Consider the following 22,543-nt stretch of genomic DNA (forward strand, 5'->3'; position numbering starts at 1 on the left):
GGGCTCAGCCCCGGGCCGGATCGTCCACCCGGATGGTGGTGGCTCCGGGCACGGAGGCGAAGCGGTCCGGGGTGGCGGTCAGCAGGATCACCTGCGCCCTCGTGCCCGCGGCTTCAAGCGCTGAAGACAGGCTGACCAGCCGGTTGGGGTCGGAATGGCCCAGGGTGTCGTCGAGGATCACGGGCACGCCGTCGTCGGGGTCGACCAGTGTGGCGACCGCCAGCCGGATCAGCACATCGAGCTGCTCCCGTGCCCCCGTGGAGAGGGCGGAGACCTCCAGCCAGGTGCCCTTGAGCCCCCGCCGGGTGATGGTCAGATCATCTGCCAGCTCGACTTCGAAGGTGGAGCCGAAGACCGTCCGGCCCAGTGACTCGAGCTGACGGCGGAATGGGGCGTTGTACCGCCGGTGCGCCTGGGCCTGGTAGTCCTCCAGGGTGTCGGCGAGCAGTCCGGCGGCCGCCGCCCGGCGCAGGTGGGCCGTCAGCTCCCTGGCCACGGCGCGAGCCTCCGTGAGCGCAGCGTCGTACTCCCGCTGCCGGGCATCCCGGTCCAGGCCATCCAGGGCGCCCTCCGCCCGGGACCGTTCCGCCTGGGCGGTCTCCAGCATGGCGAGCGCATGGTCCAGCCGCGTCTGATGGCCGCGGGCCAGGCCGAGCACCTGCTCGGCGTTGGCCTCCGCCCACCGGGTCTCCAGGTCGGTCACGGTGGCCTGCGCCGCCGCCTGCGCCGCGGCCGTTTCCTCGACGGCCGCCGTCAGCGACGCGTCACTGGCCTTGGACCGTGCTTCCTGGAGCTGCTCCGAGTGATCCGCGAGGACCCGCTGGCCGGACTCCACCTCGGTGATCGCCCGGGCGAGAACCGTCCGCGCCTCGCCCGCCGCGGTGTCCGCGCGCTGAAGAGCCTGTTCGCACCGCAGAGAGCTCTCACGCGCCTCCTCGGCCAGGGCGGCTGCTTCCTCGACGGCCACGCGCAGAGCCGGCAGATCCGCCGATCCGGTAGCGCCGGTCCCGGGGGCGTCCGGAGGAAGGGCCGGATCCGGCCCGTTGCCCGGGCCTGCGCCGTCTCCGCTCTTCTCCGCGTTCTCACCTCCAAGGGCTGCGGCCAGCGTCCTGTGCTCCTCGCGCAGTGCGGTCTCGTCCCGGCGTTGCAGTACCAGCCGGCGGCGCTCCTTCAGAGCCCCGACCCGGCGTTCGTTCTCCCGGTCCCGCTCCAGAGCCTCACGTGCCTCACGGACCGTGGCCACCCCGGCGGCGGCCAGCGCAGACTCCAGCGCGTCCGCTGCCCGCCGGAGAACGGCCTGCCGGCTGGACAGACCGTCCTCCGGCTCGACCACCACCCGGATGCTGCGGGGGACCTCCACCGTGACGGTCTCGGTGACGGCCCGCCTGAGGGCTTCGCCCGTCTCCAGTCCGAGTGCGATGCCGTCGACCGTGGCGGAGGGCTGCTGCCCCAGCGCCGTGACGGTGACCTGGGCGGAGCCCGCCTGCAGCTGCATCTCGGCGAGTTCCACGGCTCGCAGAGCGTGTTCCAGGCTCTCCAGGGTGCTGGAGGTGATCCCGGATGGCTCATGCCGGCCGAGAGTACGGGCCTCCTGGGCCAGTGCGTCCAGGTCTGCCAGGAGGGTTTCCAGCTCCGCGAGACGCTCGGCATCGCGCGTCCTCTGCTCGGCTGCGCGTGCCCGCTGCTCGGCCGCCCGGGCGGTGCGCTCGGCCTCTCGCGCTTCACCCAGGGCGCCGCGCGCCGTCGCAGCTGCCTCCTCCTGCTGCGCCGCGGTCTCGCGCAGTTCCGACAGGTCCTCGCCCAGCTGCTCGAGGTCCCGGGCGGAGCGGTCGAGTCTTTCCACCAGGGACGCGCGCGCGTTCTGATCCTGGACGGCGCGTCCGGCGTGATCGGTGGCCACCTCGAGGGCGACGCCGGCTGCGTCGCGCCGTCGTTTGAGCTCCTCGACCTCGGCGGCCGCCTGCCCGGCGGTCTCCAGGTCCGCTCGGGCGGAGGTCACGGCCTCCTTGGCCCTCCGTGCCTCGGAGGTCTTCCGGTCGTAGGTGTCGACCGCCGCCGCGATCTCCCGCAGGCGCTGTTCGGCCTCCTCATGCCGCTCCGTGCAGTCCCGGTACCGACGGCGGAGAGCGAGCGTCTCGGCCTTCTCCCGGCCGTGGTCGGTGAAGTAGCGGGCGCGCTCCGCGCGGGCGGCCGCCAGGACCGTGGTGCCGACCGCAGCATCGTCCGCCTCGTGGCCACCGCCGGCTTCGAGGGCCTGCCTCAGGGCGGTGGAGCCCGAGAAGTCGTCGCTCCGGGCACCTGACTGCAGGAGCCGCAGGGCGTTCCACAGCGTCCGGTCACTGCCGTCGAGCAGCTCCTGGACGGCGTCGTGGGCCTGCCGTCCCGTGGCCGTGCGTCCCGCAGAGGGCCCGGCGACGTACTCCAGCTCGGCCCCGGTGCTCTTCAGCCACCGCTTCCGATAGCGCAGCCGGTGCTCGTTCACGGTGAACTCCGCCTCGACGCAGACGCCGACGTCGCGGCCCTCGGGACGGGCGCTGAGCACCGCTTTGCTCTTGGACGTGGGTACCGTCTCGAGGAGGAGGTCCAGGGCCTCGATGATCGAGGACTTTCCGGCCTCGTTGGGGCCGATCAGCACCGCGATGCCGGTATCGGGGAACGTCACCTCCCGGTGGGTGACGCCCTTGAAGTTCTCGAGCTGGATGCGGTGGAGCCTCATCGTGCCGCCCCTCCCGTGAGGCGCACCAGGAGCCGCACGGCGTCCTGCGCCACCTCGTGCTGCGGAGGGGCCGTGGGCTCGGGCGGCAGGCGGTCGTCGTCGGGCTCCGGGCTCCCACCAGGAGCCACGGCGTCGTCGGCGGCCCGGCCTGCCCGTGCCATGGAGAGCAGATGGTCGAGGGACTGCTGCACGTAACCGCCGAGGTCCAGCTGGGCCAGTTCCCCGTCGTCGGGCACCACCACCACGTCCGTGCGGCGATCCCACTCCTCGAGGGAGGCGAAGAGCGGCAGGCGATCGGCGATGACCCGATCCAGCTCAGCGCGCTCGGCGATCGTCAGAGAACCCGTGAGAGCGGTCTTGACGACGCTGCGTTCCTTGGGAGACAGGGCGTCGAGGGCCGCGGCCAGGGCGGCGACGTCGGCCCGGGTGGCGAGCTCGCGGGCGATCACGACGTGCTGCCACGAACCCACCTCGTGCCCGGTCACCCGAGGCGGAGACCCCGGCCCGAGCTCCACCTCGAGCACCTGCCCGCACCCCGGCTCACGGAAACCGGTGCTCTCGTGGGCCCCGGAGTACTGGATCGCGCCGGAGCCGTCGCGGGGCCACCTGATGTGGCGATCGCCCAGGGCGATGTAGTGGATGCTCCCGGCCTCCAGGGCAGCCTCGAGCGGAGCGCGCCGGACCACGACGGGCGAGGAGACGTCCGGCTCCAGGTCCTCCAGCATCCCGTGTCCCACCAGGAGGCGGACGGTGCCGTCCGCCTCGAGCCCCCGGAGGCTGCCCGCGACGGGGTCGGCATCCGGCCTCTTGCTGGTCCAGGGCGCTGCGACGATCTCCACGCCCTGGGCCACGGGCCACGGCCCCACCGAGTCCAGCACCGTGACGTTGGCCGGAAGCCGGTCCCGGATCCAGGTGGAGGACCACAGCGATCCAGTGCCGAGGGGGTCGTGGTTGCCGGGCAGAAGGTAGAGGGGCACCTCCTGGGACCCCATGGCTTCCAGGGCCCGGCCCATGTCCTGCGCGCCCAGGTTGGGGTGCTCGAAGACGTCGCCGGCGACCACCACGAAAGCGCATCCGCGGTCGACGGCCAGCCGGAGGATCCTGCGGACCGTCTGAATCCGGTCGCCCGTGAACCGGGGCTGGGCATCGGCGTCCAGGTAGTGCCGGGTCATGCCCAGCTGCCAATCGCTGGTGTGGAGGAACCGAACCATCGCGGGCCTTTCGCTGCGCGTCACGGGATGACACCCCGACCCTACGGGGGCGGTCGGACAGCTCAAGGGCACCCCGCCGCGGGATTGAGTTGTCGGCCGGTAGTGACACACTGAAAGCGACCGACCGACTCGTAACCGACTCGTACAGGACCGACTCGCGCATGGAGGAGCCACCCGATGAAGATCGCACTGGTTCTGGGCTCGGGTGGCGCCCGTGGATACGCGCACCTGGGGGTGATCGACGAGCTCCTGGCCCGCGGCCATGAGATCGTCTCGATCTCGGGCTGCTCCATGGGCGCGCTCGTGGGCGGGTTCTACGCGGCGGGTGCGCTCGAGGAGTTCAGGGACTTCGTGCTGCCCCTGCGTCGCAGCGACGTCTTCCGGTACGCCGATCTCACGGTCAGCGGCCCCGGGCTGTTCAAGGCGGACAAGCTCATGGACCGGCTCCACGCCATCGTGGGGGACGTTCACATCGAGGACCTGCCCATTCCGTACACGGCGGTGGCGACCGATCTGACCAACCGGCGCGAGGTCTGGTTCCACGAGGGGCCGCTGCTGACCGCCATCCGGGCCTCGGTGGCCATCCCCACCGCCATCACCCCCGTGGTGTATCGCGGCCGGCTTCTGGCCGACGGCGGCATCCTCAACCCCCTGCCCGTGGACGCCTCCTCGCATTTCATCTCCGAGGCCACGGTGGCCGTGTCCCTGTTCGGCCGGGACCGGCCCCAGCTCGGGCAGCAGGCGGTCGACCCGGGTCTGCACGCGGAGCAGGGACCCGAACCGGGGGACAGCCCGCCGTCCGAGGCTGCGGAGGCCGCCCTCTCGAACGCCTCCCACGATCATGACGCCGACCGCGGCAGCCACCATGACAGCGACCATGACGGCGGCGAGGGCGGGCCGGACGAACAACCGGCACCTACCCGGGGCGATGCTCAGGCGGGCTCCGCGGAGAGCGATCCCGCGACGCTGACTGCACGGTGGCGCGATCTCTTCGCCCAGCCGTGGCGGGGGCCGGCAGCCCGGGGTTACGGCATGAGCAGGGCGTCGGGCCAGGGACGCCGTTCGCGCCACACCGGGGCCGACGGCGCGTCACCCCATGCGGGCGGTGACGGACGCCGCGGTGGCGGCAGGGGAGCCGGCAAGATCCCCGCGGAATGGGCCGCCGGTTTCACCGGCCTGCCCAAGGACCTCTCCACCGTGGACATGATGGTCTCCGCGCTCGAAGTCATGCAGACGGCCATCGAACTGCCCCGCCTGGCGGTGCAGCCCCCCGACGTCCTGATCTCCGTTCCCTCGGACACGTGCGCGACCTTCGACTTCGACCGCGCGGAGGAGGTCATCGGGGTGGGGAGGAAGCTGGCGGTGACCGCACTCGACCGGGCTGGACTGTGACCTGCCTGAATGTAGGGTGAACTCAGCAAGGATCGCCGGCCGGCAGGACCGGACGGCGCTGCTGAACAGCACTACTGGTCGCTACTACTAGCTCGGAGGTCTTGATGTCGTACAACCCCCCGCAGACCCCGTCCGACGGCACGCCCTGGAACGAGCCCTCGGGCGCTGATGACCGGGCCGGCGATGCAGGCAACCAGCCCGGGCAGCAGCCCCGTGCCCGGGACGCGGCCGTCCCGGGTGAGCAGAACGCCCGCCAGCCCGGACCCGCATCGGGTGCACCGGAGAAGGGCACCGCCACCGAACTCGACCCGAACCTCGATGGCCGGGCCAAGGGCGGGATCAGCGGCGCCACCTGGGTGGCGCTGATCGTCGGCCTGATCATCCTGATCCTCCTGCTCGTGTTCATCCTCCAGAACCTCAACGACGTCCTGATCACCTACATGTCCTGGCAGTTCACGCTCCCGTTGGGGGTCGCCATGCTGCTGTCCGCGATCGCCGGGGCGCTGATCATGGCCATGGTCGGGTCCATCCGCCTGATCGTCGTCACCCGCCGGCTGCACCGGCTGGAGAAGGAGAGGGAGTCGATCAAGCGCACCCTGCGCTGACGACCCGACGTGGTGATACCACCCCGCTGACCTGAGCAGCGCCGCCCCGGAGCATCCGGCCATGATCGTCGGCATCATCAATCCCGCTCGCCGCAACGCCGCGGCCGTCGAGTACGCCCTGCTGGACGTCTGCCGCGACAGGGGCCTGCCCGTCCCCACCTTCCTCTACACCACGGCCGACCAGCCCGGTGCGGAGCAGGCGCGGCGGGCCGTGCGCGCAGGCGCCTCCCGGGTGATCGTGGCCGGCGGTGACGGCACGGTGCGCCACGTCGCCTCGTCTCTCGCCGGCACGCAGACGGCACTGGCGATCGTCCCGACGGGGACGGCCAACCTGTTCGCCCTGAACCTGGGTCTCCGCCGCCGTGGCCGAGGTGACAGGGCCGCCCTCTACCGGGATCTCCTGGCCGCCGTCGATGGCGCGGCGACCCTCCACGACATCGGCTACGTGCGATGGACCCCGGCTGCGCGGTCTGCGGGGAACGCGGCGGAGGACTGGAGACAGGAGACCTTCCTGGCCGCGGCCGGGATGGGCGCGGATGCGACAACCGTGACGGAGACCAGCGAGACGGCGAAGGACCGCCTGGGCTGGCTCGCCTACATCGCCGCCGGGGCCCGTCATCTGCGCCGGCCTCCGGCGCATCTCGCGGTCAGCGTCGACGGGGGAGCTCCCGTCGACCTGCGGGCCTGGTCGATCCTGCTCGGCAACACGCCGGCCATTCCCGCCGGGATCACCGTGTTCCCATCGGTGCGCTCGGACTCAGGCACCCTCGAGCTCCTCCGCGTTCTCCCGGATCGCCCTCTGGCCTGGGCGGGGGTGGCCTTCCACGGGCTGCGTCGCCGGCCTCAGAGCGCCACGGCCCTGGAATACCGGCTCGTGCACGGCGTGAAGATCTCCAGCTCCGAGCCGGTGGACCTGCAGCTCGACGGCGATGCCATGGGGTCCGCCCGAGAGGCCGAGTTCTGGGTCAGCCACGCCTGTCTGCGCGTGGTGCTCCCGGCACCGCGCCGTCCCTCGCCAGAACCAGGACCGGCGCCGGAGCCGTGAAGCCGGAAAAACGAGGTGCCCGCCCCGTACCTCGGTACGGAGCGGGCACCTCGTGGCGCGTCCGGGGTCAGCCCGGACGCCGGGTGGGGACGATCAGCCCTTCATCCCGTCGATCACGCCGTTGAAGGTGGCCGAGGGGCGCATGACGGCGAAGGCCTTCTCATCGACGGGCTGGTAGTAGCCGCCGATCTCCGCCGGGGATCCCTGCACGGAGAGCAGCTCGTCGGCGATGACCTGCTCGTTGTCGGTCAACGCGGTGGCGACGTCCTCGAACGCGGCCGCCAGCTCGGCGTCCTCGGTCTGGCGGGCCAGTTCCTGGGCCCAGTACAGGGCGAGGTAGAAGTGCGAACCGCGGTTGTCGATCTCCCCGGCCTTGCGGGAGGGAGACTTGTTCTCGTCCAGGAAACGACCGGTCGCCGCGTCCAGGGCATCGGCCAGTACCTGCGCACGGGCATTGTCGTAGCGCGAGGCCAGGTGCTCGAACGAGGCGGCGAGGGCCAGGAACTCGCCCAGGGAGTCCCAGCGCAGGTGGTTCTCCTCGACCAGCTGCTGGACGTGCTTGGGCGCGGAGCCGCCGGCACCGGTCTCGAACAGGCCGCCGCCGTTCATCAACGGCACGATGGAGAGCATCTTGGCGGAGGTGCCCAGCTCCAGGATCGGGAACAGATCCGTCAGGTAGTCGCGCAGCACGTTGCCGGTAACGGAGATGGTGTCCTCGCCCTTGCGGATGCGCGACACCGACAGCTCGGTGGCTTCCACGGGCGAGAGGATGCGGATGTCCAGGCCCTCGGTGTCCTCATCGGCCAGGTAGGTGTTGACCTTCTCGATGAGGTTCCGGTCGTGGGCGCGGGTCTTGTCCAGCCAGAACACGGCGGGCGTCCCGGACTCGCGGGAGCGGCGCACGGCCAGCTGTACCCAGTCCTTGATGGGGGCGTCCTTGGTCTGGCAGGCGCGCCAGATGTCCCCGGCCTCGACGTTGTGCGAGAGCAGGACCTCGCCGGCGCCGTTGAGGATCTCGACGATCCCGTCCTCGGGGATCTCGAAGGTCTTGTCGTGCGAGCCGTACTCCTCGGCCTTCTGCGCCATGAGCCCTACGTTGGGCACGGTGCCCATCGTGGTGGGATCGTAGGCGCCGTTGGCGCGGCAGTCGTCGATCACGGCCTGGTACACACCGGCGTAGGACGAATCCGGCAGCACGGCCAGGGTGTCCTCCTCGGCGTCGTCCTTGGACCACATATGTCCCGAGGTACGGATCATCGCGGGCATGGAGGCGTCCACGATCACGTCGGAAGGCACGTGCAGGTTGGTGATGCCCTTGTGGGAGTTCACATAGGCCAGGGCGGGGCCCTCGGCGAGGCCCAGCTCGATGGCGGCGCGCACCGCGGCTGCGTCGTCGTCGGACAGGGCGTCCAGGCCCGAGAGGATCGCGCCCAGGCCGTCGTTGGGGGACAGACCGGCAGCGGCGAGCTTGTCGCCGTAGGCCTTGAAGACCTCGGGGAAGAACGCCTTGACCACGTGGCCGAAGATGATGGGGTCGGAGACCTTCATCATGGTGGCCTTCAGGTGCACCGAGAACAGCACGCCCTCCTCCTTGGCGCGCTCGACCTGGGCGGCCAGGAACTCGTCCAGGGCCCGGGCCGACATGAAGGTCGCATCCACGACCTCACCGGCCAGGACCGGCACGGAGTCCTTGAGCACGGTGATCTCACCCGCGGCGTCGCGCAGGCGGATCTGGAGGGTGTCGTCCTCGGGGATGACGACGGAGGCCTCGTTGGAGCGGAAGTCGTCGACGCCCATCGTGGCCACGTTGGTCTTGGAGTCGGAGCTCCAGGCGCCCATGCGGTGCGGGTTCTTCCGCGCGTAGTTCTTCACGGCCTTGGGGGCGCGGCGATCGGAGTTGCCCTCGCGCAGGACCGGGTTGACCGCCGAGCCCTTCACCTTGTCGTAGCGGGAGCGGACGTCGCGCTCCTCGTCCGTCTGCGGGTCCTCGGGGTAGTCGGGGAGGTCGTAGCCCTGGGACTGCAGCTCCTTGACCGCGGCCTTGAGCTGCGGCACGGAGGCCGAGATGTTCGGCAGCTTGACGATGTTGGCCTCAGGAGTCTTGGCCAGCTCACCGAGCTCGGCCAGTGCGTCGTTGATGCGCTGCGCCTCGGTCAGGCGCTCGGGGAACTGAGCGATGATGCGGCCCGCCAGCGAGATATCCCGGGTCTCCACCTCGACGCCCGCCGCGGTGGCGAAGGCCTCCACGATCGGCTTGAACGAGTAGGTGGCCAGCAAAGGGGCTTCGTCGGTCTTGGTCCAGATGATCTTGGGCATATGAGTCGATACTCCCTCGTGTGCGACGTCATGCGTCCTGGAAACAGGATGCGATCTGCGTTCAACTTACCCGATCCCCGTTGCCGGCCGCCCGCATCGCCAGGTCGTGACCAGCCCGTTCCCGCCGGTTTCGGAGCCGATTGGGGCATAGTGGGATCGACGAGACCTCGGCCCTTCCACCGAGCGGTGGCCTGGAGCCCGTGTCCCCGAGCATTGGAGATCCTCTTGATTTGGCGTTGGCTGGTGAACGCGCTCGCCGTGGCGGCCGCGACCTTCCTGGTACCCGGCATCTACATCACGAACAGCAGCACGGGCGCCCAGGTGCTCGCGGTCATCGCCGTGGCCGCTGTTCTCGGTGCGCTGAACGCCGTGGTGAAACCGATCTTCACGATCCTCACCGGGTGCCTGGTGATCCTGACCTTCGGGCTCTTCCTGATCGTGATCAACGCGATCATGCTCCTGGCCGCCTCATGGATCATGAGCTGGTTCGGGGGAGCGTGGCACGTGGAGGGCTTCTGGCCGGCCGCCGTCCTGGGCTCCCTGGTGATCTCGGTGGTGAGCCTGGTCCTCGGCATGTTCGAGCCGCAGGGCCGCAGGAACTACGGGAACTCCCCGGAGAGATACCGCTGAGCGAGATACCGCTGAGGTCGATGGTCAGATGAGCATGACCAGGCTGACGGCCATGACCGCCATGCCCGCCACCAGGCCGTAGACGGAGAGGTGGTGGCCGCCGTACTTCTCGGAGGTCGGCAGCAGCTTGTCCAGGGAGATGAACACCATGATCCCCGCGACGGCGGCGAACACGACGCCGAACAGGGTGTCCGTCAGCCACGGCCGGAGCACCGCGAAACCGAGCACGGCGCCCACCGGCTCCGCCAGTCCGGAGACGAAGGCCAAGCCCAGCGCCTTCATCTTGGAGCCGGTGGCCTGGTAGACGGGCACGGCCACGGCGATGCCCTCCGGGACGTTGTGCAGCGCGATGGCCACCGTGACGGGGATGGCCAGCTCAGGGTCGGCCAGTGCCGTCATGAAGGTGGCGAACCCCTCGGGGAAGTTGTGGATCGCGATCGCCACCGCCGTCAGCAGCCCCATGCGCAGCAGGGCCGAGTCCCGGGCGCTGCGCACCGGCTCCGACGGCTGGAGGGGTCGTGCAGGACCCAGCGGGCCGCGGGGGATGTCCTGGGGCTCGTGGGTGAACTCATGCGGGTTGGAATGGGCCGGGACCAGCCGGTCGATCACCGCGATCACGGCGATGCCGCCGAAGAATCCGCCCACCATGGCCCATGCGCCGGCGCGCTCGCCCCCCTCGGCCGCGAGGAACTCGTGCGCCTTGGGCAGGATCTCCACGAAAGAGACGTAGAGCATCACCCCGGCCGAGAACCCCAGGCTGATCGCCAGGAACCGTGCATTGGCGCGGTCGGCCATGAACGCGGTCAGGCCGCCCAGGCCCGTGGCCAGCCCGGCCAGTAGCGTCAGGGTGAAGGCGATCCCCACACCGCCCGCGACTCCGCCGTCTAACAGACCGCCCACCAGCGTTACAGGTAACGGGCCGGGTCGAAGGAATCCAGCTCGATGATCCGCAGTCGCGGCAGGGGAGCGTTGAAGGCGTCGAAGTCATCCTCCAGATCCACGATCTGCAGGCCCTCTTCCTCGAGATCGTGCAGCCCCGCCGAGAGCAGCTCGCGGAAGCACAGCACGGAGACCCGCCGGCCGTCGTCGAGCAGGGCGCGTAGCTGATCCACGAAGTCGATGTCATGAGTGGCCAGCACCACGTCACCGCTGCCCTGGGCCAGGATGGCGTCCAGGGTGCGCTGGATGCCGACGTCCACCACCTTGACGCGCGCGGGCCCCGACAGCGGGACCACCTGATAGTCGAAACCGCGCAGGGCGGCCACGAAGCTGAAGGGGAGGTGCCCGTTGGAGCCGTTGAGGAAGAACAGCCCCTTGGTCTTCTGGTCCCACAGCTTCCGGGCGCCCTGCATCACGCGCTCCCAGCGGGGGCGCTCCTCGGGACGCGGCTTGCGTTCCAGCAGTGACATGCCCAGAGTGGCGTCGATGTTCTCGCCGTCCACCAGCAGGTAGGTCGTGCGGCTGCCCGGGTCCTCCGGGGTCGCGCCGTCGGTGATGTCGCGCCGGGGGTCCTCCCGGTCTGCGAAGCTCGGATCGTGCTCGTTCATGACCTAGAGCCTACGGGAGGTAGCGCTGCCGTGCTGACTGCGCGCGCGCCCGGGCGGGCATTCACGGGCGCTTCCATGGAGGCGGCGGCAGGCCGTAGTCCACCCGGGCGGCTCTGCGACGGGCGGAATCAGATCCACCCCTGCTGCCAGGCGATCTCCGCGGCCTCGTGCCGGGAGTGCGCGTGCAGCTTCGCCATGGCGGTGGACAGATAGTTCCGGACCGTCCCCGGGGCCAGGTGCAGCCGCTGGGCGATCTGCGCGATGGGCGCCGTGCCCCGGGATTCGCGCAGGACATCCAGTTCGCGATCGGTCAGCGGGCACTGCTCGGCGCTCAGCGCCGAGGCGGCGATCTCCGGGTCGACGTAGCGCTTGCCGGCGGCGACCTGCCGGATCACGTCCGCCAGCTCCTCGGCCGGGGTGGATTTGGGTACGAAGCCCGAGACCTTGGAGGCCAGCGCTCGCCGCAGCACGCCCGGGCGGGCGTGGCGGGTGACGATCATGGTCTTGGCGGGCACCGATCGCAGGATCTTCTCCGAGGCGTCCAGGCCATCGGTGGGCGGCATCTCGAGGTCCAGGAGGCACACGTCGGGCTGGTGCTCGACGGCGAGCTCGACGGCCCCGGTGGAGGTGTCCGTGTCGGCGACGACCTCGATGTCCTCCTCCAGGTTCAGCAGGGCCACGAGGGCTCCGCGGATGAGGTGCTCGTCGTCGGCGATGAGCAGGCGGATCATGAGACATCCTCCGGGGTGGTCGCGGCTGGGCTGGTATCCGGCCCAGTATCGTCCGGCAGCGTGGCGGTGACCGTGAAGGAGTCCTCTCCGCGGGTCACGGACAGGTCCCCGCCGGCCTCCCGGAGCCGTTCGCGCAGACTGTCCAAGCCGGAACCCCGCCCTCCCGGATGGTCGCCGGCCGGCGGGACATGGCCGTTGCGCACGCCGTCGTTGGTGACGGTCAGGCACAGGTCGCCGCGGGAGTCCCGCAGCAGCCGGTAGGAGGCGGTGGTGGGTTTCGCGTGCCGCAGGATGTTGGTGGTGGCCTCCCGCGTGACCAGGCCCAGGAGGCGGCGCGACTCGGGGCTCGACGGGGAGAGGTCACCCGAATACTGCGACTGGATGCCCGCCGAGGTCAGGACATCCGCCGCGTTGGCCAGTTCCTCGGACAACGAGACCTGCCGCAGGCCGTGCACCAGGGCCCGGGTCTGATCCAGGGCGGCGCGGGCCTCCTCGCGCGTCTCGCGCAGCTGGACCCGGGCGGCGTCGAGGTCCCGGTCCAGGAGCCGCTCGGCCAGCTCGGCCTTGAGGGCGATCACCTGCAGATGATGACCCTGGATGTCGTGCAGATCCGAGGCGAAGCGCAGGCGCTCCCGCGTGACGGCCAGGTCGGATTCCGCGGCGCGGGCGCGATCCAGCCTCTCGATGATGCCCCACCACCACACGCTGAAGAAGATGATCCCCGGGGTGAGCAGGACCATGAAGAACGTAGGGGAGAGGGCGGGGAGCTGCGCCGCCCAGATCTCGGGCGCCGTGGCCGGGGAGATCGCCCTGGCGCTGAGCAGCTGACCCGCGGCCAGCACCAGGCCTATGGACTGCACCGGTACGGCCGCCCTGCGGGGGACGTTGATGCTGAGGGCGCTGATAGCGATCCACGGCGGGATGAGGCCGACGAGGGTCCAGCGGGGGTCCAGGACCGAGACGACCACGACGACGCCGGCCGGCACCAGCAGCATCAGTCTCTCGAGGAGGGTGGCGTTCTGCGCCCAGAGCCCTGCCTTGTAGACGCGGGTGAAGAGGACGTATCCGGTGAAGGCCGCGGCCGTGGACCCCATGAAGACCACCAGGCCCGCGGTCACCCCGGGAGAGGTGACGACGACGAACATGAGGGTGAGCGCATAGATCAGCACTGCGTAGAGGACCAGGCCGCCCCATGTGTAGAGCCAGGACTCGCGCACTCCCAGGCCCCGGCCCTCCGGCGCGTGGGGCCGGGGAGGCTCGGCGTCGTCAGCTGTTGTCATGGCACTCACCGTAGACCGATGACTTTTGTCATGGTCCGGATGTGAAACCTGCACCGACGACGATGACACCGTGACACTGCCCGGACGGGGCGGCATTTGGGAGATTGGTGACATCGCCACAGGGCGCCGGCCGACGACGGAGAGCCTTGACTCTCCCGTTCCGGTTCCGATCGCCCGTCCGTCTCGCTCCTACAGGAGGACACCATGTACGAGTCCCTGCAGAACTTCACGCAGTCCATGCCCGACGCACTTCAATGGATCGGCGTGATCCTGATCAGCGCCATCCCCTTCGTCGAGTCCTACCTCGGAGCGGCCATCGGCGTGATCGCAGGGTTGCCCCTCTTCATCGCCATCCCGGCGGCCGTGATCGGCAACTTCGCCTCGATGCTCCTCCTGGTCCAGATCGCCCACGGCACCCGGCGGAAGATCAAGGGCGGTCAGGAACCGGAGCTGAGCCCCCGGCAGCAGCGGATCAAGCGCCTGCTCGACCGGTTCGGCGTCCCGGGGGTCTCCCTGCTCGGACAGTGGATCCTGCCCAGCCAGATCACCTCGTCGCTCATGGTCTCCTTCGGTGCCTCTAAGAACACCGTGATCCTCTGGCAGACGATCTCGATCGTCCTGTGGGGCGTCGGCTTCGGGCTCCTGGCGAGCCTGGGCGTGGAGGTCCTGGCCGGCCGGTGAGCATAGGGACGCCGTCTTCCGGTGAGTGGTCGATCTGATCGCCTGTCAGCTCCGCCAGGCGATCAGATCGACCACTCGGGTGAGACGGACCCGCGGATCGCCCGGTCGCTGGAAACGGACGGTCAGACCGACCACCCGGCCGGCCCGGAGCTGCCGGAGAACTCAGACGATCCCGGATTCGTGCGCCATGACCACCAGCTGGACCCTGTCGCGGGCCTCCAGCTTGGCCAGGATGCGGGAGACGTGCGTCTTGACCGTCGGTTCGGAGAGCACCAGCCGGTCCATGATCTCCGCGTTGGACAGACCGTGGCCCACGAGCTCGAAGACCTCCCGTTCGCGCGGGGTCAGCGTCTTGAACCGGGGGTCCTCCTGCGCCTCCGGACGCGGGGGATCGATGAACCGCTGCATGAGCCGGTGCGTGGTCGACGGCGCGATCACCGCATCCCCCCGATGGCAGGTCCGGATGGCCGAGAGCAGCTCCTCCGGCATGGCGTCTTTCAGGAGGAAGCCGCTGGCGCCCGCGCGGATGCCGTCGAGGGCGTATTCGTCGAGGTCGAAGGTGGTCAGCAGCACCACGGTCACCTGGGGTCTCAGCGCCAGGATCTCCCGGGTGGCCTCCAGCCCGTCCTGACGGGGCATGCGGATGTCCATGAGCACCACGTCCGGGCCTCGATCCTCCTCGCTCAAGGAGCGGACGGCTTCGACGGCCTGGACGCCGTCCCCGGCCTCGCCCACCACGACGAGGTCCGGCTGGGAGCCGATCAGCATCGAGAAGCCCCCGCGGACCAGGGGCTGGTCGTCCACCAGCAGAACGCGGATGGGTTGTGCCGCGGCGGTCATGGGGTCCTCCCGGTCGATGACTCGTACCGTGCCCCCTGCGGAGGCCGGGTGTCCCTGTCGGCGGTGGTCTCGGATGCGCTGCCGGTAGGGACCCAGCCACGGACCATCCACCGATCGGGATTGCCGGGCAGCGGGCCGGCCTGCACCTGTCCACCGTAGATGCTCATCCTCTCGGCTAGCCCGCGCAAGCCGTGACCCGACGACGGGATGACCGTCCGCCCATCGCGTGCGAGCAGACCGTCGTTGAGAACGGCTACCTCGACCCAGTCCGGCGCGCTCCGGACCTCGACGGTGGCCGCGGTGGCTCCCGGGGCGTGCTTGAGGGCGTTGGTCAGCGCCTCCTGCACCAGGCGGTAGATCGCCAGGGAAGGACCGGGCGACAGCATCGTCAGGGCGTCACCGGCGTCGTTCAGGAGCAGCTCAACGGGCAGACCCGCCTGGCGCACGCTGCGCACCAGATCGGACAGGTCCGAGGCCGTGGGAACGGGCGCCTTCTGGTGCTCCTCCCCGGTGCGCAGCACGCCGAGCAGCCGGCGCATCTCCGCGAGCGAGCCCCGTGCGGTCGCGGAGATGCGCTCCAGGCTGTCGGTCGCAGCGCGTGGATTCTCCTGCGCGGCGTAACGAGCGCCGTCGGCCTGGGTGATCACCACGGAGAGGGAATGGGCTATGACGTCGTGCATCTCCCTGGCGATGCGGGTCCGCTCGTCCTGAGCGGCGATGCGGACCTCCTGCTCCCGCTCGACCTCCAGCCGGTGGGCCCAGGCGGCCAGGGCCTCAGCCCTTTCCGCCAGTGCCTGCGCCCGCTGGGCCTCGGCCTCCTGGCGCTCCAGTTTGGAACGCTTCACATCGCCCAGCAGATAGGACGTGGCGATCACCAGCCACACGGGGGTGAAAATCATGATCGTCATCCACCAGTCGATCCCGGTATCGGCAGGGCCCGCCTGGACGAGGTTCTGGCCGGCCCACCGCGGGCTCGAGAGGTTGAAGATCGCCGTCAGCGCCAGGGCGAGCCCCAGGACTCCCAGCCGTACCCGGCGGGAGCACGTGGCGGCCACGCGATAGATCACCATGGGTACCGCCCAGATGCCCACGCCGACGGGCCACGTGCCCATCACCGGCACCGCGATCACCGCGCCGGCAGCCACGAGAACCGCCGCCAGGGCGGGCCAGGTGATCCGCAGGTAGACGGGCAGGGCTATCAGAGCGCCGGCCAGGACAGTGGAAGCACTCGGCATCGGCATGGTGCCGACCCAGACCGTCATGAAGGCCAGCGCGGAGACCACGATCGCGTTCATGGCGACCGGATGCTCCTCGATCCATCGGGCGATGGAGATGTGGATTCTCATGGTTCCTTCCGTGTCCGGGGCAGGCCGCGACGGGCCTGCCCCGGATGGTCCTGATTGTCCCCCGTCACTCGACGGAGGCCAGGCCCTCGACCGGCGACACCCGGGTGGCGCGGCGTGTGGGCAGCGCCGCCGCGATCATCGCGGTGAGCCACCCGCCGAGCACGACGGCGGCGAACCCGACCCACGGCACGGTCAGCAGCACCGGGATGGCCGGGGTCACCATGGCCGAGACCACCGAGGTCCCGAGCAGCCACCCGCCGATGACGCCGGCCGCGCACGCCGCGGCCGCCACCAGCAGCGCCTCGCGCCGGATGGTCGAGGCCAGCTGCCCCCGGGACAGGCCCAGGGCCCTGAGCAGCGAGTTCTCGCGGGTGCGCTCCAGCACCGACAGGGACATCGTGGAGGCGATCCCCAGCACCGAGACCAGGACCGAGGCCCCGAGCAGTCCGAGCGCCACGCCGAGCATGATGTTGAGGATGTCCACGTACATCGCCTTGTCCAGCGCGACCCGGCCGGTCTCCCAGGAGTCCGCGCCCGTGATGGCGCCGATCTCGCTCAGGGCGTCGGAGGTCGCGCCGCCGCCGATGCCCTGTTGCAGGTCTATATGCGTTTCGCCGTCCGTGCGGTCGACCGAGAGGACGTTGCCGACCCCCTCCAGCTCGCGCACCGCGGTGTCGTCCACCGGCTGGCTGATCGTGACGTCCACGGGGTCGCGCTCGTCCAGGTGCTCCAGGACGGAGCGCTGGGCGACGGCGTGGCCCGTCAGGACGGTGGCCACCAGGGTGATGCCGATCAGCAGGGCGGTGGCGGTCGTGGTGGTGCGCGCGGGATGCCGGGCGGCGTTGGCCGCGGCCAACGCCGACGGCGTGCGGCCGGGCAGCAGCTTGCCCAGCAGGTAGACCACGCCGGGCATCCACAGCCGGGAGGTCAGCACCAGACCCAGTCCCGTGGCGGCGCCGGAGACGATGCCCACGACCGCCTGGTCCTGGACCGAGGCGGCCCACGCGAGGGTGCCCGCCCCGCCCAGGAACACGATGGTGCCGAGAGCGGACCGGACCACGGGAATGCGATCGCTCGCCCGGGAACCGCGCATGCCGTCCAGGGGCGAGGCCTGCATGGCACGCCGCGCGGGCCCGAACGATGCCAGGAGGGTCACCAGGACGCCCAGTCCCAGGCCGGCGAGGACATCGCGTGCCGAGACCGCCACGACCACCCAGTCGGGCAGCACGGGGCTCAGCGCGAAACCGACGCCCACGATGGCGGCGACCCCCAGTGCGGAGGCGACCACGCCGATCACGAGTGCTTCCAGCAGGACGGACCTGCGCAGCTGGGCGCCCGTGGCCCCCAGGCAGCGCAGCAGCGCCAGTTCCCGCGCCCGTTGCGCCGTCAGGACCCCGAAGGTCGTGGTGATCACCAGGAACGCGACGATCGCGGCGAGCAGGGCGAAGGCCAGCAGGAAAGCGAGCATGATGTTGGAATCACCGGACATCTCCTCGAGCAGCTGGTCGGTCTGCTCCTGCGGCGTCAGCACGTCGGCGGTGATGTCGTCGGCGGCCAGGAGGTCCTGGATCCCCGAACGCACCGTCTCGAGGTCGGCCCCCGGGGCCAGCCGGACGAGCGAGTCGCCGCTGCTGACATAGATCTCGGAGTCCTGCGGCGACATCGCCGTGAACTGCGATTGAGTCACCCAGCCAGTGGTGAAGGAGGACATCTCCGGGACGTCCACGATGCCCGTGACGGTCAGCTCGGCGGGCTCGGGAGCGATGACCTGCCCCGCGTCCGTCGAGCCGTCCGCCGGTGCCTCCTGGTAGGTCTCCGCGGGCTGGGCGGTGAAACTGTCGCCCACCGCGAGACCGGCGCTCTCCGCCCGTCCCTGGGTCAGCAGGATCTCGCCCTCCTCGGTGGGGAAGGCCCCCTCCGCGAGGTCCCACGGGAAGAGGGAGGTGTCCGTGGGGGCCACCGTGAAGTAGAGCCCGGGATCATTGCTGCCCTGGCCCTCCATGGCCGCATAGGTCGCGGGCTGGGGCCAGACGGCCTCCACCCCGTCCACCTCCGCGATCTCGTTGACCTGATCCATCGTCGCGAAGTTCATCTGCTGGTCGGGACCCTGGTAGGTGTTGTCCGTCGCGATCACCAGGTCCGCATTCCTGCTGCCCTCGGCCATCGAGCTCACCAGGGACGCGTTCATGGTGGTCGAAAGCATGAAGGATGCGGTGGAGAATGCGGCCGAGACCGCCACGCACAGTCCGATGAGCACATACCGCGCCCACTGCAGACGCAGACGGTTGAGGACGAGCCGCCGCATCAGAGGACCCCTCCCCGGTCGCGGATCTCCGCGGCCAGAGAGGCGATGGACGGCTGGGCGGCGCCCAGCCGGGATCCCCGGTCCGGGGTGGCGGGAGACCCGGCGTCGCCGCCGGACGCGTTCGCGGAGGCGTGCGCGTGTGCGGGGGAGGTCTCCCGCAGGTCGTCGGAGACGATCGTCCCGTCCTGGACGCGGATCGTGCGGTCCGCGTAGTCGGCCACCCGTGAATCGTGGGTGACGACCACCACCGTGTGGCCCTGATCGTGCACCGTGTCGGCGAGCAGGCCGAGGACCTGGGCGGTGGTCTCGGTGTCGAGGGCGCCCGTGGGCTCGTCGGCGATGATGACATCCGGGTCGGCGATCAGGGCGCGGGCGATGGCCACGCGCTGCTGCTGCCCTCCGGACAGCTCGTCGGGCCGGTGATCCAGCCGGTCGGTGATGCCCAGGGCATCGGCCACGGCGTTCAACCTCTGGGCATCCAGCTTCTTGCCCGCCAGGGTCAGGGGCAGTTCGATGTTCTGCCGGGCGGTCAGCACCGGGACCAGGTTGAAGGCCTGGAATACGAATCCGACGTGCTCGCGGCGGAACTCCGTGAGCTTCTTGTCGTTCATCCGGGTGATGTCCTGCCCGCCCACCTGGATGACGGTCTCGGGGCGGTCGTCCGGCGAGTCCAGCCCGGCCAGGCAGTGCACCAGGGTCGACTTGCCGGAACCCGACGGACCCACCACGGCGGTGAAGGTGCCGCGCTGGATCGTCAGGGACACGTCGTGCAGCGCGGTGACGGACAGGTCGCCCGAACCATAGGTGCGCGACACGTGCCGGGCGGTCACGGCCGCACCCGTGCCGCTGCTGCCGGCGGGCTGCCGCTCCCAGGGCGTGGCAGCGGGACCGGCGGGCGCCGTCCGGGAGGAGGGGCTGGTGGAAGGGGACGAGGCGGAGGCGTCGGAAGAGGTATGTGGCATACGTCCAGGATGTCCCGCAGCTCGCCTCCACGCATCGGCCCCAAGTGCTATTTGTGGTCCCGGTCGCGTCGTGCCCCGGTATGAGGAGCGGGGTAGTCACCGACCTCAGAGCAGCGTGGTGATGCCCTTGACCACCGCTGCCACGCCGCCCGCGCCCGCGATCAGCATGGTCAGGGTGCGTGCCTTCAAGGGCGGGACCCTGGTCTCCAGAGCGGCGCCGATCCCCACCCCGCCGAGCACCAGGGCGACGACGGCGGGCAGCACCCACCACGGCGGGAGCTGCACCGTCCCGGCCCCGATGATCGTCTTGGCGAGAACCGAGTACAGCCCCATGAACATGAAGATCGGCTGCAACGACGCCGCGAACGCCCTCTGCTCCCAGCGGGCCAGCCGGGCGGCGATGACCATGGCCGGAGCCGCCACGCCCGCCGTCGTGTTCAGGACCCCGCCGATCACGCCCGCCACGGGAAGCGCGGTCCGGGCCCGGACGTGCGGCAGGCGCGGGGTGCTCACGGTCAGCACCAGGGCCAGCAGCACCAGCGTGCCGATGATGATCTGCAACCAGGCCGCGGGAAGCCACAGGACCAGGTAGGCACCGAGCACCGCTCCGGGGAGGGCCGCCGCGACCACTACGGCTGCCCGCTTCCACTGCACCCGTTTGCGGACGGAGAGCATGATGGTGAACCCGGACACCGTCGTCGTCGCATTGGTCATGAGCACCCCCGTGAGCGGTCCCAGGAGCAGGGACAGCACCGGGGTGACCACCAGGCCGACCCCGGTGCCCGAGAGGCGCTGGAGGGCGGATCCGATCAGGATGGCCCCGGCTGCCAGGAGCATCGAGGCCATGGACAGATCGGAGAGCATGCACACCTCGGGAGCGGGACGGAAGCGGTGGGTCGGCGGGGGGAAACCCCCATGATCCACCGTACTCCCACTCACATCCCGGCCCTGCGCGGGGTATACGGGGGTAGACTTCCGCAGGCCGTCCGGCCAACCCCTGATTTCCACAGAGAGACCTCACTGCGAATGAGCACTGTCCAGCGAACCGACCTCCGCAACGTCGCGATCGTGGCCCACGTCGACCACGGCAAGACCACCATCGTGGACGCGATGCTGCAGCAGACCCACGCCTTCTCGGAACACGGCGAGGTCGAGGAACGCGTCATGGACTCGGGCGACCTCGAGAAGGAAAAGGGCATCACCATCCTCGCCAAGAACACCACCGTGTTCTACGACGGCCCCTCGGCCGACGGCGAGACCATCACCATCAACGTCATCGACACGCCCGGCCACGCCGACTTCGGCGGCGAGGTCGAGCGCGGCCTGTCCATGGTCGACGGCGTCGTGCTCCTGGTGGACGCCTCCGAGGGTCCGCTGCCCCAGACCAGGTTCGTGCTGCGCAAGGCCCTGGAGGCCAAGCTGCCCGTGATCCTGGTGGTCAACAAGATCGACCGCCCGGACGCGCGCTCCGAGGCCGTGGTCGGCGAGTCGATGGACCTGCTGCTGGGCCTGGCCTCCGACATCGCCGAGGACCATCCCGACCTGGACCTCGACGCCGTCCTGGACGTCCCCGTGGTCTACGCCTCCGGCAAGGCCGGCCGCGCCTCGACCGAGAACCCCGGCGACGGCGAACTGCCGGCCACGGAGGACCTCGAGCCCCTGTTCAAGACGATCATCGAGCACATCCCCGCTCCGTCCTACGACGACGAGGGCGTGCTGCAGGCGCACGTGACCAACCTGGACGCCTCCCCGTTCCTGGGCCGCCTGGCCCTGCTGCGCATCTTCAACGGCACCCTCAAGAAGGGCCAGACCGTCGCCTGGGCCCGCGCGAGCGGGGATCTGAAGAACGTGCGCATCTCCGAGCTGCTCGCAACCAAAGGCCTCCAGCGCGAACCGGCCGAGTCCGCCGGCCCGGGCGAGATCGTGGCCGTGGCGGGCATCGAGGACATCACCATCGGCGAGACCCTGACCGATCCCGAGAACCCGCAGCCGCTGCCGCTGATCCACGTGGACGACCCCGCGATCTCCATGACCATCGGGATCAACACCTCGCCCATGGCCGGCCGGGTCAAGGGCGCCAAGGTCACCGCCCGCCAGGTCAAGGACCGCCTGGACAAAGAACTGGTGGGCAATGTGTCCCTCCGCGTTCTGCCGACCCAGCGTCCCGACGCCTGGGAGGTCCAGGGCCGCGGCGAGCTCGCCCTGGCGATCCTCGTGGAGCAGATGCGCCGTGAGGGCTTCGAGATCACCGCGGGCAAGCCGCAGGTCGTGACCAAGGAGGTCGACGGCAAGCTGCACGAGCCCATGGAGCACATGACCATCGACACCCCCGAGGAGTTCCTGGGTGCCATCACCCAGCTCATGGCCGCCCGCAAGGGCCGCATGGAGGGGATGACCAACCACGGCACCGGCTGGGTGCGGATGGAGTTCAAGGTTCCCTCCCGCGGCCTGATCGGCTTCCGGACCCGGTTCCTCACCGAGACCCGCGGCGCGGGCATCGCCTCCTCCTACTCCGACGGCTACGAGCCGTGGGCCGGGACCATCGAGTACCGCACCAACGGCTCCCTGGTGGCCGACCGCGCCGGTGCGGCCACCCCGTTCGCGATGATCAACCTGCAGGAGCGCGGCACGATCTTCGTCGAGCCCACGCAGGAGGTCTACGAGGGCATGATCGTGGGCGAGAACGCCCGTGCCGACGACATGGACGTGAACATCACCAAGGAGAAGAAGCTCACCAACATGCGCTCCTCCACGGCGGACAACTTCGAGAACCTGACCCCGCCGAAGATCCTGACCCTCGAGGAGTCGCTCGAATTCGCCCGCGAGGACGAGTGCGTCGAGGTGACCCCGGAGGCGATCCGCATCCGCAAGGTCATCCTCGACGGCAACGACCGCGTCAAGGCCGCCCGCCAGCGCGCACGCGCCTGACCGTTCCG

At 70.2% G+C, this 22,543-nt stretch carries 18 protein-coding genes; 6 read left to right on the plus strand and 12 right to left on the minus strand.

Annotated elements, in window-relative coordinates:
• Positions 1-4: 4 nt before the first annotated feature.
• Both FCK90_RS00265 and FCK90_RS00270 read right to left on the minus strand, forming a co-directional pair.
• Positions 5-2,716, minus strand: coding sequence for an ATP-binding protein (locus FCK90_RS00265; RefSeq protein ID WP_158032316.1), 2,712 nt, complete (start codon positions 2,714-2,716; stop codon positions 5-7).
• On the minus strand, positions 2,713-3,927 hold the full coding sequence (locus FCK90_RS00270; protein WP_158032317.1) for a metallophosphoesterase family protein: 1,215 nt from the start codon (positions 3,925-3,927) through the stop codon (positions 2,713-2,715). The genes FCK90_RS00265 and FCK90_RS00270 overlap by 4 nt, the downstream gene beginning before the upstream one ends.
• A gap of 177 nt (positions 3,928-4,104) precedes the next feature.
• On the opposite strand from FCK90_RS00270, the gene FCK90_RS00275 reads away from it, so the two are divergent.
• From FCK90_RS00275 to FCK90_RS00285, 3 genes are all read left to right on the plus strand, one after another.
• Positions 4,105-5,319, plus strand: coding sequence for a patatin-like phospholipase family protein (locus tag FCK90_RS00275; RefSeq protein WP_158032318.1), 1,215 nt, complete (start codon positions 4,105-4,107; stop codon positions 5,317-5,319).
• Positions 5,320-5,423: 104 nt separating this feature from the next.
• Positions 5,424-5,924: a LapA family protein gene (locus tag FCK90_RS00280; RefSeq protein WP_158032319.1), complete on the plus strand. Its 501-nt coding sequence runs from the start codon at positions 5,424-5,426 to the stop codon at positions 5,922-5,924.
• A gap of 61 nt (positions 5,925-5,985) precedes the next feature.
• Positions 5,986-6,969, plus strand: a complete 984-nt coding sequence (locus FCK90_RS00285; protein ID WP_158032320.1) for a diacylglycerol/lipid kinase family protein — start codon at positions 5,986-5,988, stop codon at positions 6,967-6,969.
• Positions 6,970-7,062: 93 nt separating this feature from the next.
• Here the strand turns inward: FCK90_RS00285 and FCK90_RS00290 are convergent, their stop codons facing one another.
• Positions 7,063-9,285 (minus strand): NADP-dependent isocitrate dehydrogenase, encoded by a 2,223-nt coding sequence (locus tag FCK90_RS00290; RefSeq protein ID WP_158032321.1) that lies wholly within the window; start codon positions 9,283-9,285, stop codon positions 7,063-7,065.
• A gap of 48 nt (positions 9,286-9,333) precedes the next feature.
• Here FCK90_RS00290 and FCK90_RS00295 point away from each other — a divergent pair, with 48 nt between their 5' ends.
• A complete protein-coding gene (locus FCK90_RS00295; RefSeq protein ID WP_158032322.1) occupies positions 9,334-9,915 on the plus strand; it encodes a phage holin family protein in 582 nt (193 codons plus the stop codon).
• 24 nt (positions 9,916-9,939) lie between these two features.
• On the opposite strand, the gene zupT is transcribed toward FCK90_RS00295, so the two are convergent.
• From zupT to FCK90_RS00315, 4 genes are all read right to left on the minus strand, one after another.
• On the minus strand, positions 9,940-10,815 hold the full coding sequence (zupT, locus tag FCK90_RS00300; protein WP_246179853.1) for a zinc transporter ZupT: 876 nt from the start codon (positions 10,813-10,815) through the stop codon (positions 9,940-9,942).
• Between the two features lie 5 nt (positions 10,816-10,820).
• On the minus strand, positions 10,821-11,462 hold the full coding sequence (locus FCK90_RS00305) for a PIN domain-containing protein (protein WP_246179854.1): 642 nt from the start codon (positions 11,460-11,462) through the stop codon (positions 10,821-10,823).
• A gap of 128 nt (positions 11,463-11,590) precedes the next feature.
• Complete coding sequence (locus tag FCK90_RS00310; RefSeq protein WP_158032323.1) at positions 11,591-12,193, minus strand: response regulator transcription factor; 603 nt, start codon at positions 12,191-12,193, stop codon at positions 11,591-11,593.
• The gene (locus FCK90_RS00315) at positions 12,190-13,473 is read right to left on the minus strand and encodes a sensor histidine kinase (RefSeq protein WP_181954140.1); all 1,284 of its coding nucleotides are present in this window, start codon (positions 13,471-13,473) and stop codon (positions 12,190-12,192) included. Before FCK90_RS00315 ends, FCK90_RS00310 begins: the two co-directional genes overlap by 4 nt.
• A gap of 204 nt (positions 13,474-13,677) precedes the next feature.
• On the opposite strand from FCK90_RS00315, the gene FCK90_RS00320 reads away from it, so the two are divergent.
• Complete coding sequence (locus tag FCK90_RS00320) at positions 13,678-14,154, plus strand: hypothetical protein (RefSeq protein ID WP_158032325.1); 477 nt, start codon at positions 13,678-13,680, stop codon at positions 14,152-14,154.
• Positions 14,155-14,316: 162 nt separating this feature from the next.
• On the opposite strand, the gene FCK90_RS00325 is transcribed toward FCK90_RS00320, so the two are convergent.
• The 5 genes from FCK90_RS00325 to FCK90_RS00345 form a co-directional block, all read right to left on the minus strand.
• The gene (locus tag FCK90_RS00325; protein WP_158032326.1) at positions 14,317-14,994 is read right to left on the minus strand and encodes a response regulator; all 678 of its coding nucleotides are present in this window, start codon (positions 14,992-14,994) and stop codon (positions 14,317-14,319) included.
• Positions 14,991-16,340 (minus strand): sensor histidine kinase, encoded by a 1,350-nt coding sequence (locus tag FCK90_RS00330; RefSeq protein ID WP_158032327.1) that lies wholly within the window; start codon positions 16,338-16,340, stop codon positions 14,991-14,993. Before FCK90_RS00330 ends, FCK90_RS00325 begins: the two co-directional genes overlap by 4 nt.
• A gap of 64 nt (positions 16,341-16,404) precedes the next feature.
• On the minus strand, positions 16,405-18,645 hold the full coding sequence (locus FCK90_RS00335) for an FtsX-like permease family protein (protein WP_158032328.1): 2,241 nt from the start codon (positions 18,643-18,645) through the stop codon (positions 16,405-16,407).
• Entirely contained in the window at positions 18,645-19,607 is a 963-nt protein-coding gene (locus FCK90_RS00340) for an ABC transporter ATP-binding protein (RefSeq protein ID WP_181954141.1), read from the minus strand. The genes FCK90_RS00335 and FCK90_RS00340 overlap by 1 nt, the downstream gene beginning before the upstream one ends.
• Before the next feature lie 105 nt (positions 19,608-19,712).
• Complete coding sequence (locus tag FCK90_RS00345; protein ID WP_158032329.1) at positions 19,713-20,471, minus strand: sulfite exporter TauE/SafE family protein; 759 nt, start codon at positions 20,469-20,471, stop codon at positions 19,713-19,715.
• Between the two features lie 162 nt (positions 20,472-20,633).
• Between FCK90_RS00345 and typA the strand changes: the two genes are divergently transcribed.
• Positions 20,634-22,535, plus strand: coding sequence for a translational GTPase TypA (gene typA, locus FCK90_RS00350; protein ID WP_158032330.1), 1,902 nt, complete (start codon positions 20,634-20,636; stop codon positions 22,533-22,535).
• The last annotated feature ends 8 nt before the right edge of the window (positions 22,536-22,543 follow it).

This window comes from Kocuria coralli (assembly GCF_008831305.1).
Lineage (GTDB): Bacteria > Actinomycetota > Actinomycetes > Actinomycetales > Micrococcaceae > Kocuria > Kocuria coralli.

Bases quoted from the DNA above. Each gene is read 5' to 3' on its own strand.
- FCK90_RS00265 (WP_158032316.1), bottom strand. From the start codon at position 2,716: ATGAGGCTCCACCGCATCCAGCTCGAGAACTTCAAGGGCGTCACCCAC.
- FCK90_RS00270 (WP_158032317.1), bottom strand. From the start codon at position 3,927: ATGGTTCGGTTCCTCCACACCAGCGATTGGCAGCTGGGCATGACCCGG.
- FCK90_RS00275 (WP_158032318.1), top strand. From the start codon at position 4,105: ATGAAGATCGCACTGGTTCTGGGCTCGGGTGGCGCCCGTGGATACGCG.
- FCK90_RS00280 (WP_158032319.1), top strand. From the start codon at position 5,424: ATGTCGTACAACCCCCCGCAGACCCCGTCCGACGGCACGCCCTGGAAC.
- FCK90_RS00285 (WP_158032320.1), top strand. From the start codon at position 5,986: ATGATCGTCGGCATCATCAATCCCGCTCGCCGCAACGCCGCGGCCGTC.
- FCK90_RS00290 (WP_158032321.1), bottom strand. From the start codon at position 9,285: ATGCCCAAGATCATCTGGACCAAGACCGACGAAGCCCCTTTGCTGGCC.
- FCK90_RS00295 (WP_158032322.1), top strand. From the start codon at position 9,334: ATGCGATCTGCGTTCAACTTACCCGATCCCCGTTGCCGGCCGCCCGCA.
- FCK90_RS00305 (WP_246179854.1), bottom strand. From the start codon at position 11,462: ATGAACGAGCACGATCCGAGCTTCGCAGACCGGGAGGACCCCCGGCGC.
- FCK90_RS00310 (WP_158032323.1), bottom strand. From the start codon at position 12,193: ATGATCCGCCTGCTCATCGCCGACGACGAGCACCTCATCCGCGGAGCC.
- FCK90_RS00315 (WP_181954140.1), bottom strand. From the start codon at position 13,473: ATGACAACAGCTGACGACGCCGAGCCTCCCCGGCCCCACGCGCCGGAG.
- FCK90_RS00320 (WP_158032325.1), top strand. From the start codon at position 13,678: ATGTACGAGTCCCTGCAGAACTTCACGCAGTCCATGCCCGACGCACTT.
- FCK90_RS00325 (WP_158032326.1), bottom strand. From the start codon at position 14,994: ATGACCGCCGCGGCACAACCCATCCGCGTTCTGCTGGTGGACGACCAG.
- FCK90_RS00330 (WP_158032327.1), bottom strand. From the start codon at position 16,340: ATGAGAATCCACATCTCCATCGCCCGATGGATCGAGGAGCATCCGGTC.
- FCK90_RS00335 (WP_158032328.1), bottom strand. From the start codon at position 18,645: ATGCGGCGGCTCGTCCTCAACCGTCTGCGTCTGCAGTGGGCGCGGTAT.
- FCK90_RS00340 (WP_181954141.1), bottom strand. From the start codon at position 19,607: ATGCCACATACCTCTTCCGACGCCTCCGCCTCGTCCCCTTCCACCAGC.
- FCK90_RS00345 (WP_158032329.1), bottom strand. From the start codon at position 20,471: ATGCTCTCCGATCTGTCCATGGCCTCGATGCTCCTGGCAGCCGGGGCC.
- typA (WP_158032330.1), top strand. From the start codon at position 20,634: ATGAGCACTGTCCAGCGAACCGACCTCCGCAACGTCGCGATCGTGGCC.